The sequence below is a fragment of the Myxococcus sp. AM009 genome, from assembly GCF_013372605.1.
Classification (GTDB): Bacteria; Myxococcota; Myxococcia; order Myxococcales; family Myxococcaceae; genus Myxococcus; species Myxococcus vastator.
In genome coordinates, this window is record NZ_JABXEP010000012.1 from 48,874 (window position 1) to 62,241 (window position 13,368).

The following is a 13,368-nucleotide window of genomic DNA, read 5'->3' on the forward strand; positions in this document are numbered from 1 at the left end:
GCGCGCGCCTCTACCCTGCATCCAGGTTGCTTCACCCCCGGAGCAACCTGTTGCACCACTGACGGAGGCGAAGAAGCCATGAGCGACAAGCGGAAGAACAAGCGGGCGCCCCTCGACATCTACCTGAACAAGTACATGGGTGGCGTGCCGTACATGTCGCGAGCCGCGGACATCAGCCAGGAAGGGCTGAGCCTCGCCCGGCTGCTCGAGCCTCAGCACGAGGCCAAGCGCATCGGTCTCCAGTTCCAGCTCCCGGGCTCGGAGGAGATCATCTACGCCGAGGGTGAAGTGGTGCGTGAGTGGGCGGAGCTGGGCGTCAAGCGCGAGCGCTCGGGTGTGCGCTTCACGCTGCTCACCGACCGCCACCGCAAGATGATCGACGCCTACGTCGACCGTCACGGCAACGAGAACTGACGCCTACCCGCCGTGCCGCAGGGGCCTGCCTTGACTTCCCCGGAAGCAGGCCCGTTGAATGGGAAGCCATTCTGCCCTGACACGCTCCGCGACGTCGGACGAGGGGCTGGAGGATTTCCCGTGAGACACTCGCTGTGGGGGATGCTGCTGGCCGTGCCACTGACGGCGTTCGGCCAGGGCAAGGAAGCGAAGGCCCCGAAGCCCGCCGCCGCCGCCGTGAAAACGGTACCAGGGGCACCGGGCGTCAATTGGGAAGGGCAGGTCCTGCGGGCCACGGGAGCGGGTGCTCCCGACCTGAAGGCCTCCAACCCCGGACAGGCCCGGCTGGGCGCCGAGCGGACCGCCAGGCAGTCCGCCGTCCAGAACCTCATGGACCAGGCCGGGCGCCTCCACATCAGCGCGGGCCGCACCGTGGCGGACGAGCTGGCCCGCGAAGAGGTGCGCAAGCGGGTGGAGGCCGCGATGGGCGGCTACAAGGTCGTCGCCCGGCGGTTCTTCTCCGACAGTGGCGTGGAGCTTGACGTGGAGGTGCCGCTGTCGGTCCTCACCGCGTCGCTGTTCTCGCCCCCCGCGGCGGACACCGTCATCCCCATCAACGGCGCGGGCGCGAAGAAGTACACGGGCCTGGTGGTGGATGCGCGCGGGCTCGGCGTGCAGCCCGTGCTGGCGCCCCGCCTGCTGGATGACAGCGGCAAGGCGCTCTACGGCGCGGCGGCGCTGGCCAACGAACGCCGGGCCGTGGCCGCCGTGGCCGCGTGGTTCCAGAGCCTGGATGCGGCGAAGAAGGCCTCGCTGGTGGGGGACAAGCCCCTGGTGGTGAAGGCCAAGGGTTCCAAGGGCTCCGACCTGGTGCTCGCCTCGGAGGACGCGAAGGCGCTCGCCGAGGCCAACACGCGCTTCCTGGCCGAGGGCCGGGTCGTGATTGTCACGCAGTGACTGCGAGGTCCTCGGCGAGCTGATGCGGAAGCTTCTGCTGTTGGTGGTGGTGTCCACGTTCGCTGGGTGTGCGAAGCGTCAGGAGCCCGAGTCCCTGCTCAAGGCCCGCGAGCTGATGGCGGAAGCCCAGAACCCCAGCGGCAACCTGGCCCTGCTGTGCGAGCCCGTGGACGCGGAGGTGTACCTGGATGGCGTCTGGCAGGGGCTCTGCAGTGACTTCTCGGGTTCCCCCAAGTCGCTGCGAGTGGGCAGCGGCCTGCACGAGATTGAAGTGAAGAAGCAGGGGTACTGGCCCTATACGACGTACTTCGAGCCCAGCCGGGCGCGCGCGCGGCTGACCATCCAGCTCCGGGCTTCGGGGTCGAAGGGCGCGGGTTCGGAGTGAAGCCGGGCCGGTTGTAGAGCGAACGGGCTTCCACGAAAGCCCGCTTCCTGTGCTTTCGTGAAGTGCAATCAGGACATGCCGCCGCCGTAGCTGGGACTGAAGAGGAGAGCGCCATCGGACGCCGCAGGAAAGGTCATCCCCCCGCCGCCGTGAAACCCGCCGCCGCGGCCGTGTCGCCGTCGGCCCGGTCCGCCCCCGTGCTTCACGAGGTGCCGCCGCCGCGAGCGCAGGATAAGGCCCCAACCGAGCCGGCCCGTGTGCAAGCCGCCGAGCCCGTGGCGGTGGCCGAGAGCGCCCTGTCTGAGTTCGACGCCCGGCGCATCGACCTGTGGTGGTCGGCGGTGATGGTGGGCTCGCTGGGGCTGGTGTTCGCGCTGCTGTCTGTCTTTGGCGGCGTGGCGGTGCCGGTGCTGCTCGCGCTGTCGGGCGCGTACATCTTCAATCCCATCGTCACCGAGTTGGAGAAGCGGCGGGTGGACCGCACGTGGGGGACGACGCTCGTCTTCGCGGCGGGGACGCTGATGCTGGTGGGCGCGGTGCTGTACCTCATCCCGGTGTTCCGGGAGGAGGCGTCGAAGCTGCCGGACTTCTTCAACCGCGCGAGCACCCAGGTGGTGCCGAGGGTGGAAGGGCTGCTGGGGCGTTCATTGCCGGACCTGGTGCGTCAGCGCACCGCCGAGCTGGGAAAGCAGGCGTCGGAGCTGGTCCAGAGCGCGGGACCGGCGGCGGCGCGCATCCTGGCGAGCTTCGCGGGCAACACGGCGCGGCTGGTGGTGACGTTGCTGGGCCTGTCTGTGGTGCCGGTGCTGGCCTTCTTCTTCCTGCAGGACTACCCCCGGCTGATGGGCATGGTGAAGGATTTGCTGCCCCGGCGCGCGGTGGGGCTGGTGAGCCGGCGCTTCGCGGAGGTGGACGAAGTGCTCTCCGCGTTCGTGCGAGGCCAGCTCATCGTGGGCGGCGTGCTGTCGGTCATCTACGCGGCGGGTCTGTCCGCGGCGCGCATCGACATGGCCATCGTCATTGGCGTCATCGCCGGCTTCGGCAACATGGTGCCGTACCTGGGCACGGGCGTGGGCATCGTGCTGTCGCTGGTGGGGCTCATGCTGTCGTGGCAGGGGCCGTGGCAGCTCGCGGCGGTGGCGGCCACCTTCGTCATCGGGCAGATGCTGGAGGGCTTCGTCATCACCCCGCGAATCGTGGGGGAGAAGGTCGGGCTGGCGCCGGTGGCGATCATCCTGGCCATCCTCGCCTTCGGTGAGCTGTTCGGCTTCGTGGGCATCCTGCTGGCGGTGCCGGTGGCGGCCATCCTCAAGGTGGTCCTGAGCGTGGTGGTGGAGCGCTACCGCCGGACGCGGCTCTACACCGGGGAGCCCAAGGCGCCGTGACGAAGCTGGAGGCGCTGCACCAGGAGATTACCGGCTGCCGGGCCTGTCCCCGGCTGGTGGCGTGGCGGGAGGAGGTGGCGCGGGTGAAGCGCCGCGCCTACCGCGACTGGAGCTACTGGGGCCTGCCCGTCCCCGGCTTTGGAGACCCCAGGGCCCGGCTCATCATCGTCGGGCTGGCGCCGGCGGCCCACGGGGCGAACCGGACGGGGCGGATGTTCACCGGGGACCGCTCGGGTGACTTCCTCTACGCCGGGCTGCACCGCGCGGGCTTCGCGAACCAGGCCCTCAGCGAGCGCCGGGACGACGGCCTCCGGCTGAAGGACGCCTTCATCGTGTCGGCGGCGCGCTGTGCTCCGCCCGACAACAAGCCCCTCCCGGAGGAATTGGCCCGCTGCGCGCCGTTCCTGGATCGCGAGCTGGCGCTGCTGCCGGGCCGGGTGTTGCTCGCGCTGGGGGCCATCGGCTGGAACGCCGCGCTGGTGGCCCTGGCGCGGCAGGGGATGGCGCTGCCATCGCCCAAGCCCGCGTTCGGCCATGGAGCGGAACTGCCCCTGCCGGGCGGCAGGACGCTGCTGGGCTGCTACCACGTCAGCCAGCAGAACACGCAGACGGGGCGGCTGACCCCGGCGATGTTCGATGCCGTCATGTCGCGGATCCACGCGCTGCTGGAAACGGCGGATCCGAAGGTGCGCGGGAAGAGTTGATGAAGGCTTCTGTGTTTCCTTGACAGCTGGGGGAGCCCGCTGTTATTCCCCGCGCCACCAAAGCGGCTGCAACGCCAAGGGTCGTTAGCTCAGCGGTAGAGCACTACCTTGACACGGTAGGGGTCAGTGGTTCGATCCCACTACGACCCATCATCAGTGAGTGACTTTCAGCGGGCGGCATGGCTTCCAAAGAGCCTGCCGCCCGCTGTTTTTCCGAGGTTCGTATGTCCGACATCATCACGGTGACGCTCCCCGACGGCTCGCAGAAGCAGACGGCCCGGGGCACCACCATCGCGGACTTCGTGCGGGAGAGCATCGGCCCTGGCCTGGCGAAGGCCGCCCTCTTCGCGCGCGTGAATGGCCAGGACATGGACCTGGCGCGCAAGCTGGACGAGGACGTGAAGCTGCAGATCTTCACGCCCAAGAGCCCCGAGTCGCTGGAGCTGATCCGCCACGACGCCGCCCACGTGGTGGCCAGCGCGGTGCAGACGCTCTTCCCGGGCACGCAGGTGACCATCGGTCCCGCGACGGAGGAGGGCTTCTACTACGACTTCTTCCGCGAGAAGCCCTTCACGCCCGAGGACCTGGAGAAGATCGAGGCCGAGGCGAACGCCGAGCTGAAGCGGGACATGGCCTTCGTCCGCACTGAAATCTCCATGGACGAGGCCGTGCGCCTGTTCGAGGAGAAGGGCGAGAAGTTCAAGGTCGAGATCGTCAAGGACATCGCGGCCAAGGGCGCCAAGACGCTGACGCTCTATACGCACGGCGACTGGGTGGACTTCTGCCTGGGGCCCCACGCGCCCAGCACGGGGAAGATCGGCATCATCAAGATCCTCTCCTCCAGCGGCGCGTACTGGCGCGGTGACCACCGCAACCCGATGCTCCAGCGCATCTACGGCACGGCCTTCTTCGACAAGAAGCAGCTGGCGGAGTACCTGAACCGCATCGAGGAGTCGAAGAAGCGCGACCACCGCAAGCTGGGCAAGGAGCTGGACCTCTTCCACTTCCACCCGTACTCGCCGGGCTCCGCCTTCTGGACCCCGAAGGGCACCACGCTCTACACCACGCTGTCGAACTGGATGCGTCAGCTGACGCAGAACGACGGCTACGTGGAGATCAAGACGCCCCTGATGTTCAACAAGGGGCTGTGGGAGACCAGCGGCCACTGGGGCAAGTACAAGGAGAACATGTTCCTCGTGCTCGACAGCGAGTCGGGGGAGCATGACTTCTCGCTCAAGCCGATGAACTGCCCGTCGCACCACCTGTTCTACGGCTTCAAGAAGCACAGCTACCGCGACCTGCCGCTGCGCTACCACACGCAGGACGTGCTGCACCGCAACGAGGCGGCGGGCTCGCTGGGCGGCCTCACGCGCGTGCGTCAGTTCGCGCAGGACGACGCGCACATCTACTGCACGGAGGCGCAGATCACCGACGAGGTGCGGCGCTTCGTGAAGCTGCTGGACCACGTCTACAAGGCGGTGGGCCTCACCTACGCGGTGAAGCTGTCCACGCGGCCCGTGGAGCGCCTGGGGGATGACTCCCTGTGGGACCGCGCCGAGGGCGGCCTCACGGCGGCGCTGGAGTCGCTGGGCCTGCAGTATGAGCTGGCCCCGGGTGACGGCGCGTTCTACGGCCCGAAGATCGACTTCGCGGTGTCGGACAGCATCGGCCGCCGGTGGCAGCTGGGTACCATGCAGCTGGACTACCTGGCCCCCGAGCGCTTCGACCTGTCCTACGTGGGCGAGGACAACGCCGAGCACCGGCCCGTGGTGCTCCACCGCGCCATCTTCGGCTCGTTCGAGCGCTTCACGGCCATCCTCATCGAGCACTTCGCCGGCGCCTTCCCGACCTGGCTGGCGCCCATCCAGGCGGTGCTGGTGACGGTGGCGGACCGGCAGAACGACTACGCCCGGAAGGTGCGGGACACCCTGCGGGCGAAGGGCTACCGGGTGGAGTTCGACGAGCGCGGCCTGTCGATGAACGCGAAGATCCGCGAGGCCCAACTCCAGAAGGTGCCGTTCACCCTGGTGGTGGGCGACAACGAGGTGTCGGGCGAGGGCGTTTCGCCGCGGCGGTACGGCGGCGAGGACCTGAAGACGATGAAGCTGACGGACTTCGAGGCCCTGCTGGCGAAGGAAGCGGCCCTGCCGTGATCGGGAGGTCAGGACGCCTGTCGGCTTGCTGACGGGCCTTGACTCCCTGTTGCACCTAAGTATCTTGGCGCACTTTCGAGGGGAGCCCGCCCAAGTTCCCCATCTTTCGAGGGTTCTCGCACCTGCCGCGCAAGTCCAACGGCACGGGGCATGGAAGGATCAGGACGATGCCGAAGTTGAAGACCCGCAGCAGCGCGAAGAAGCGCTTTGAAGTGAAGAAGAGCGGCAAGGTCAAGCACGGCAAGGCCTTCGCGAAGCACCTCTTCACGTTCTCGAAGACGCCGAAGTCCAAGCGCACCGGCCGCGGCACCGGCCATCTTCGCGACATGGACGCGAAGAAGGTCATCAAGGAGATGTTCCCCTACGGGGGCTGATTTCGCGGTTCTGGAGTCAGGGATTACGTGGCCTCGTCGGAGCGGCAGTAAGCCTGCGCCGAGGGGCTTCCAAACTACGCAGTCCGAAGTGAGGCAGTCATGCGCGTAAAGAAGGGCGTCAAGGCCCGTCGTCGTCGTAATCGGATTTTGAAGCTGGCCAAGGGTTTCCGCGGCCGTCGGAAGAACTGCTACAAGCGCGCCAACCAGGCGGTTGAGCGGGCGCTGGACTACGCCAGCCGCGACCGCATGCAGCGCAAGCGGGACTTCCGTCGCCTGTGGATCGTCCGCATCAACGCGGCCGCCCGCACGGTGGGCCTCTCCTATTCGAAGCTGATCGCGGGCCTCGCGAAGGCGAAGATCGGCCTGGACCGCAAGGTCCTGTCCGACATGGCCATCGTGGATCCGTCGGGTTTTGCGGCCGTCGCCAACATCGCGAAGGCGGCCTGAGACACCTCCAGCCCCCAAGGCTGGAGACAGAACGGGTGGGGTGGTGGGCTGATGCTGACCACCCTGTCCGGATGAGTGAACGGGCTGCCTCTTCGGGGCGGCCCTTTTTTTTGCCTCGGCGCCCAGGGCGCGCGGGGACCTGGAACGGAGGCGGAAGTCCATGCGGGATCGGTTGCTGGCGCTCGCGGAGTCCGCGAGGCGGGAGATTGGCGGCGCGTCGGAGCTGTCCGCGGTGGAGGCACTGCGGGTCCGCTACCTGGGCAAGAAGGGTGAGCTGTCCGGCGTGCTGGGCGGCATGGGCAAGCTGCCCCCGGACGAGCGGCGCTCGCTGGGCGAGGTGGCCAACAGCGTGAAGGCGGAGCTGGAGAAGCTGCTCGCCCAGGCCGTGGAGCGCGCCGAGGCGGCCGCGCTGGAGGCCCAGCTCCAGGGCCCGGGCCTGGACGTGACGCTGCCAGGGCGCGGCGTGGCGCTGGGCAGCCGGCACCCCGTGTCGCGGACAATGGAGGAGATTGTCCGGACCTTCTCGCGGCTCGGCTTCGACGTGGCCAGCGGCCCCGAGATTGAGCTGGACTACTTCAACTTCGAGGCGCTGAACCTGCCGAAGGACCACCCCGCGCGGGACATGCAGGACACCTTCTACGTGGACGAGGCCACCCTGGGCCACGCGAAGAAGGCGGACAGCTCCGCGCTGCTGCGCACGCACACGTCCCCGGTGCAGGTGCGGTACATGCTCAACCGCAAGCCGCCCATCCGCGCGGTGATGCCGGGCCGGGTGTACCGGCGCGACTCGGACCTGACGCACACGCCGATGTTCCACCAGGTGGAGGGCCTGCTGGTGGACAAGGGTGTGACGTTCGCCGAGCTGAAGGGCTCGCTGGCGGCGTTCGTGACGGCGTTCTTCGGCTCCGACACGCGCACGCGCTTCCGCCCGTCCTTCTTCCCCTTCACGGAGCCCTCCGCGGAGGTGGACATCACCTGCACGAACTGCGGCGGCAAGGGCTGCCGCATCTGCAAGCAGACGGGGTGGTTGGAGGTGCTGGGCAGCGGCATGGTGCACCCCAACGTCTTCACGTCGGCCGGGTATGACCCGAACGAGGTGACGGGCTACGCGTTCGGCATGGGCGTGGAGCGCATCGCCATGCTGCGCTACCGCATCGACGACCTGCGGATGATGTTCGAGAACGACGCGCGCTTCCTCGAGCAGTTCTGAGATTCCAGGGGGCCGCGGGTAGGCCCCCGTGTTCCAGCCGGTAGAAGAAGAGGGTGGACCTGTGAAGATTTCGGTGAAGTGGCTGGGCGATTACGTGGCGCTGCCGCCGTCCGTGGACGCGCTGGCGCGCAAGCTGACCGCCGCGGGCCTGGAGATTGAGGGAATGGAGCGCCCCGCGGAGGCCCTTCGCGGCGTCGTGGTGGCGCAAATCAAGGAGTCCGTGCAGCACCCCAACGCGGACAAGCTGTCCGTCACGCAGGTGGACATCGGCGGGACGGCGCTGTTCCAGGTGGTGTGCGGCGCGAAGAACTTCAAGGTGGGCGACAAGGTGCCGCTGGCCACCGTGGGCGCGAAGCTGCCCAACGGCATGGACATCAAGCAGGCGGCACTGCGCGGCGTGGACAGCTTCGGCATGCTCTGCTCGTCCAAAGAGCTGGGCCTGAGCGAGGAGTCCAGCGGCCTGCTCATCCTCCCGGCGGACACGCGCGTGGGCCTGCCCATCGCGGAGGCCGTGGGGCTGGATGACGTGGTGCTGGAGGTGAACGTCACGCCGAACCGGCCGGACGCGCTCAGCCACCTGGGCGTGGCGCGCGAGGTGAGCGTGGTGACGGGCTCCGCGCTGAAGGTGCCCCAGCCGAAGCCGGCCGAGTCGGGCACGCCCGCCGCCGAGCAGGTGAAGGTGCGTGTGGACGCCCCGGACCGCTGCCCGCGCTATGTGGCGCGCGTGGTGGAGAACGTGACGATTGGTCCGTCTCCGCAGTGGATGCAGGACCGGCTGAAGGCGGCCGGGGTGCGCGCCATCAACAACGTGGTGGACGTCACCAACTACGTGAACCTGGAGTACGGGCAGCCGCTGCACGCGTTCGACCTGGAGAAGCTGGCCGGGCAGGAGATCGTCGTCCGTACGGCGACGCGCGGCGAGAAGCTCAAGACGCTGGACGGCAAGGAGCGCGTGCTGGACGTCGATGACCTGGTCATCGCGGACAAGGACCGGGCGCAGGCCATCGCCGGCGTCATGGGCGGCGGCGACAGCGAGGTGACGGAGGGCACGAAGCGGCTGGTGCTGGAGTCGGCGAACTTCCAGGGCTCCACGGTGCGGCGCTCGTCGAAGCGGCACGGGCTGCACACGGAGGCGTCGCACCGCTTCGAGCGCGGGGCGGACATGGACGCCGTGGTGCCGGCCATTGACCGGGCGGCGCAGCTCATCGCGGAGCTGGCGGGGGGGACGGTGGCCCCGGGCCGCGTGGACGTGTACCCGGCGCCGAAGCCGCCCCGGAAGGTGACGCTGCGCTTCGCCCGGGTGGAGCAGGTGCTGGGCGTGGCCGTGGCGGAGCAGGAGGTCCGCCGCATCCTGGAGGCCCTGGGCTTCAAGGCGGTGGAGGAGGGGACGGGGCAGGCGACGTATGAGGTGCCTCGGGCCCGCGTCGACGTGGAGCGCGAGGAGGACCTGCTGGAGGAGGTCGCGCGCATCTACGGCTACGACAACATCCCGGCGACGCTGCCGCGGGGGCTGGCCACGCTGGCGCCGGAGCCCGCGCACGCCGAGGCCGAGCGCCGCATGCGTCAGGCGCTGGCCGGTGCGGGGTTCGACGAGGTGGTGAACTACTCCTTCGTCGCGCCGCGCGGCCTGGAGGTGCTGGGTGGGGCGGAGAAGCCGGTGGCGCTGGTCAACCCGCTGAGCGTGGAGCAGTCGGTGATGCGCACCAGCCTGCTGCCGGGCCTGCTGGAGAACCTGTCCCGCAGCGTTCGGCACCAGGTGGAGGCGGTGGCCCTCTACGAGACGGGCCGGGCCTACTTCCAGGACGCGGAGGGCGGGCAGGGGCAGCGTCCGGCGGCGCGCGAGGTGCCTCGCGTGGCGGGCCTGGTGTGGGGCCTGCGCGGTGGCGGCCGGAGCTGGACGCACAAGGACGCCCGCGCGGACTTCTACGACGCCAAGGCGGCGGTGGAGGGGCTGCTGGGGGCGCTCCGCGTGGAGGGCGTGACGTACGTGCCCGCGGGGCCGGCGGCGTACCACCCGAAGGCCGTGGCGCAGGTGAAGGCGGCGGACGGCACGGTGCTGGGCCACGTGGGCGAGGTGCACCCCCGGGTGGCGAAGGCGCTGGGCCTGCCGGACGGGGTGTTCGTGTTCGAGTTGGATACGGAGCCGCTGTACGGGGCCGCGAAGCTGGTGCCGGCGTACCGGTCGCTGCCGCGGTTCCCAGCGGTGCTGCGGGACCTGGCGGTGGTGGTGCCGCTGGAGCTGCCCAACGACGAGGTGCGTCGGGTGATCCTGGAGGTGGGCAAGCCTCTGGTGGAGGACGCTCAGGTGTTCGACGTGTACACCGGTGAGCAGATTCCCCAGGGTCGGAAGAACCTGGCGTACGCGCTGCGCTACCGCTCAGCCGAGCGGACGCTGACCGACGTGGAGGTCAACGAGGCGCACCAGCGCATCGTGGACGAGGTGAAGCAGCGGCTGGGAGCTGCCTTGCGCGCCTGAATTCCTGAATGAAGTCAGAGGGTTGACACGTCTTTGGGAAGGCTGCAACAGTGCCCGCCGTTCAGCCCCGAGGGCTTCCCGAGGATTCGCATGACGAAGGCGGACATCATCGAGGGTGTCTACGAAAAGGTCGGCTTCTCGAAGAAGGAGTCGGCCGAAATCGTGGAGCTCGTGTTCGACACGCTCAAGGAGACCTTGGAGCGCGGGGACAAGATCAAGATCTCCGGGTTCGGCAACTTCCAGGTGCGCCAGAAGAAGGCGCGCGTGGGCCGCAACCCGCAGACGGGCAAGGAGATCGAGATCTCGGCGCGCCGGGTGCTGACCTTCCGGCCGAGCCAGGTGCTGAAGAGCGCCCTGAACGGCGAGGCGCCGCCCGAGGATCACGCGGAGATCGACGCCCGCGAGGAGGCCGCCGCCGACGCGGCCGAGGCCCGTGGCGAGGACTTCGACGAAGAGGGAATGGAGGACATGGAAGGGTGAGTTTTTCCGACGGCGCCCTGCTGCTCTTGCTTGACCTGAGCGTCATGTGGGGGCATAAGGGCGCACCCTTTCACGGCAGCAACAGTGCCGGGGCGTAGCGCAGCCTGGTAGCGCACTTGCTTGGGGTGCAAGTGGTCGCAGGTTCAAATCCTGTCGCCCCGACCATCGAAGGCCCTGGAGTTCTTGGCGAAAGCTGAGGATTCCAGGGCCTTTGTTTTTTTGGGACTTGCGGGTTCCAGCGACAATCAAGGCCTGGGTGGAGCTCGAAACCGCAGGCCCGACGGCGAACGGGTTGAGACCCTTCCTCGGGATACTCCAGCCCCTCTGCGTCGCCAGGCTCAGGGACGGTCATCGCGGACGCTTGGTGTGACATCGTGGCGGGGTGTTCGGGCGAGCGGACGTCTCGTCGAGGTGATGCCGCCAGAGGATGCTGATTCATGTTACTCCCCAGCTACGTTCAGTTCATCGGTCCACTTCTCCAGTATCTGGGCACGCAGCGAGCGCCGGTCCGTACACGGATTGTGTATGAGGAACTCGCGAACCGCCTCTCACTCTCGGAAGTGGAGCGGACCGCGCTGCTTCCAAGTGGACTACAGCCTGTCTTCCAAAACCGCATCGGCTGGGCGCATGACGCATTGAAACGGGCGGGGCTTTCGAGCGCGCCTGTGCGGGGGGCGTGGATAATCACTGACGCCGGTCGGAAGTTGCTGGAAGCCTATGGCGGGAAGGTTCCAGAGGCCGAGGTAGAACGAATCGGAAGCGAGGCCAGGGACGTCTCCATCCAGTCTCTCTCCGGCGCGACCGGAACATCGCATTCCTCCCGCGAGGAGGCCACCGACGGGGGGAGGGCGGAAACGCAGAGTCCTCGCGAGCAGATCGAAGATGCGTTGGCCCAGATTCGCGCGAGTGTCGCGAGAGACCTCCTCGTGCAGATTGGCAGGCAGACGCCAGCGGAGTTCGAATCGCTTGTTCTCGATGTGCTCTACGCACTGGGGTACGGCTTGAGCCGCGAGGCGTTGGTTCGGACCGGGCGGTCTGGTGACGGGGGAGTCGATGGAATCGTCTCGCTCGACCGGCTCGGATTCCAGAAGGTCTATGTTCAGGCGAAGAAGTGGAAAGGGCAGGTGGGGGCGCCGGAGATCCAGGGGTTCATGGGCGCGCTCCATCTCCAGGGCGCGGACAAGGGCGTGCTCATTACGTCTGGGACCATCTCGGGGCCGGCGCGTGAAGCAGCGCGCCAGGCGCGAGGGAGCGTCGTTCTCATTGACGGGGCCCGACTGGCCGAACTGATGATCGAGCACGGGGTCGGGGTGACCTCGGAGTCTCTGCGGCTTCCGAAGGTCGATACCGACTATTTCGAAGGGGAATGAATGTGCATGTTCCGGGGCATGCTCAAAGGTGGCGTATCGCCTCTTCCGCTACATCAATAGGCCTGACGTGACCTCGCTCTGGGATTAAAGTCAGGCCACCCGGGTCAGCCCGCACCAATTCAAGACATACCCAGAGACATAGGAGCCCCCAGGGCAACGGAGAGTGTGTGTCATTCGGACTCGGCAGCGTCACGCCTGAACGCAAATGGACCAGGACTTTCGCTCGGTTTGCCCCGGGGCCGTCGGAAAAGTCGGACTCCCGGTAAGTGGAATATTCATTGCTGATCCCCTCCGCCGAGGCCTTGGGGGCCTCCCCGTGAACCATGTGAGGGGGCACGGGACGAAGTGGCGGAGTCGAGGAACCTGAGCGCAGGTGGAGCGGGACGCGCACGGGGCCGAGGGTCCTCCACGAGGAGATGTAATGACAACGCATGTGAAGTTGCAGAACGCCGTGGTCGTGCCATTCGTCGCACGGGCCACAAGCCCGAGGTCCGTCCTCTGTCGCCTCGGTATGCTCTGCCAAGGGCTCATGGTGGGCGCGCTCGTGGTGGTGGCCGGACAGGCCCAGGCCTTCGAAAAGCTCATTGAGGTCGACACGGCGGGGTGCAACACCAACGTCGCCATCAACAACGCGATTGGCCAGAGCTTCAAACTGTCCGCGAGCACGGCGCTCGACTCCGTCGACATCTGGGTCAAGCCGAATCTGTACTACACCACGTCGTACCGTGTGGCCTGCACGACAGCGAGGGCACGGGCGGTGCGGTGATTGCTTCATCCACCACCGTCAGCATGGCATCGCAGACGGCGGGTACGCCGGCCACCTGGTACACCTTCTCCTTCGCGGGCCAGGGCATCACGCTGCTACCGGGACGCGCGTACACCCTGAAGCTGGTGTGCCTCTCCACGTACTCCGGCGCCTTCTCCATGTGTGGCAACGTCTACGCGGACGGAGTCCAGTACTGGCTCGGCTACAGCCCCGACTCGCCCTACGACATGTCCTTCCGCGTCTTGAGCAACTGAGCCGACGCTGACGC

The 13,368-nt window shown here is 67.8% G+C and carries 14 protein-coding genes and 2 tRNA genes; all 16 read left to right on the plus strand.

Features of this window, described 5'->3' with window-relative positions; all coding sequences use genetic code 11:
- Positions 1 to 78 precede the first annotated feature (78 nt).
- The 16 genes from HV824_RS05225 to HV824_RS05300 all read left to right on the plus strand — a co-directional run bounded on the left by HV824_RS05225 (position 79) and on the right by HV824_RS05300 (position 13,354).
- Positions 79 to 414 carry a PilZ domain-containing protein gene (locus tag HV824_RS05225; protein ID WP_163781047.1) on the plus strand — a complete coding sequence of 112 codons (336 nt, stop codon included), beginning with the start codon at positions 79 to 81 and terminating at the stop codon, positions 412 to 414.
- A 12-nt stretch (positions 415 to 426) separates the two neighbouring features.
- Complete coding sequence (locus HV824_RS05230; RefSeq protein WP_176422804.1) at positions 427 to 1,350, plus strand: hypothetical protein; 924 nt, start codon at positions 427 to 429, stop codon at positions 1,348 to 1,350.
- A gap of 22 nt (positions 1,351 to 1,372) precedes the next feature.
- Positions 1,373 to 1,735 (plus strand): PEGA domain-containing protein, encoded by a 363-nt coding sequence (locus HV824_RS05235; protein ID WP_176417579.1) that lies wholly within the window; start codon positions 1,373 to 1,375, stop codon positions 1,733 to 1,735.
- Positions 1,736 to 1,992: 257 nt separating this feature from the next.
- The gene (locus HV824_RS05240; RefSeq protein WP_368670920.1) at positions 1,993 to 3,120 is read left to right on the plus strand and encodes an AI-2E family transporter; all 1,128 of its coding nucleotides are present in this window, start codon (positions 1,993 to 1,995) and stop codon (positions 3,118 to 3,120) included.
- Positions 3,117 to 3,824: a uracil-DNA glycosylase gene (locus HV824_RS05245; RefSeq protein ID WP_176422805.1), complete on the plus strand. Its 708-nt coding sequence runs from the start codon at positions 3,117 to 3,119 to the stop codon at positions 3,822 to 3,824. The genes HV824_RS05240 and HV824_RS05245 overlap by 4 nt, the downstream gene beginning before the upstream one ends.
- Before the next feature lie 78 nt (positions 3,825 to 3,902).
- Positions 3,903 to 3,974 (plus strand) — tRNA-Val (locus HV824_RS05250).
- Positions 3,975 to 4,048: 74 nt separating this feature from the next.
- Positions 4,049 to 5,977, plus strand: coding sequence for a threonine--tRNA ligase (gene thrS, locus HV824_RS05255; protein WP_176422806.1), 1,929 nt, complete (start codon positions 4,049 to 4,051; stop codon positions 5,975 to 5,977).
- A gap of 167 nt (positions 5,978 to 6,144) precedes the next feature.
- Positions 6,145 to 6,351, plus strand: coding sequence for a 50S ribosomal protein L35 (rpmI, locus tag HV824_RS05260; protein ID WP_163784424.1), 207 nt, complete (start codon positions 6,145 to 6,147; stop codon positions 6,349 to 6,351).
- Positions 6,352 to 6,450: 99 nt separating this feature from the next.
- Entirely contained in the window at positions 6,451 to 6,798 is a 348-nt protein-coding gene (gene rplT / locus HV824_RS05265; protein ID WP_163784423.1) for a 50S ribosomal protein L20, read from the plus strand.
- 160 nt (positions 6,799 to 6,958) lie between these two features.
- Positions 6,959 to 8,008: a phenylalanine--tRNA ligase subunit alpha gene (gene pheS / locus HV824_RS05270; protein WP_176422807.1), complete on the plus strand. Its 1,050-nt coding sequence runs from the start codon at positions 6,959 to 6,961 to the stop codon at positions 8,006 to 8,008.
- Positions 8,009 to 8,069: 61 nt separating this feature from the next.
- Positions 8,070 to 10,484 carry a phenylalanine--tRNA ligase subunit beta gene (gene pheT, locus HV824_RS05275; protein WP_176422808.1) on the plus strand — a complete coding sequence of 805 codons (2,415 nt, stop codon included), beginning with the start codon at positions 8,070 to 8,072 and terminating at the stop codon, positions 10,482 to 10,484.
- Positions 10,485 to 10,574: 90 nt separating this feature from the next.
- Entirely contained in the window at positions 10,575 to 10,964 is a 390-nt protein-coding gene (locus tag HV824_RS05280; protein WP_002639669.1) for an integration host factor subunit alpha, read from the plus strand.
- A gap of 88 nt (positions 10,965 to 11,052) precedes the next feature.
- A tRNA-Pro gene (locus HV824_RS05285) sits at positions 11,053 to 11,129 on the plus strand.
- A gap of 272 nt (positions 11,130 to 11,401) precedes the next feature.
- A complete protein-coding gene (locus tag HV824_RS05290; protein ID WP_176422809.1) occupies positions 11,402 to 12,334 on the plus strand; it encodes a restriction endonuclease in 933 nt (310 codons plus the stop codon).
- 511 nt (positions 12,335 to 12,845) lie between these two features.
- Positions 12,846 to 13,100, plus strand: a complete 255-nt coding sequence (locus HV824_RS05295) for a hypothetical protein (RefSeq protein WP_176422810.1) — start codon at positions 12,846 to 12,848, stop codon at positions 13,098 to 13,100.
- Positions 13,097 to 13,354 (plus strand): hypothetical protein, encoded by a 258-nt coding sequence (locus HV824_RS05300; RefSeq protein WP_176422811.1) that lies wholly within the window; start codon positions 13,097 to 13,099, stop codon positions 13,352 to 13,354. The genes HV824_RS05295 and HV824_RS05300 overlap by 4 nt, the downstream gene beginning before the upstream one ends.
- The last annotated feature ends 14 nt before the right edge of the window (positions 13,355 to 13,368 follow it).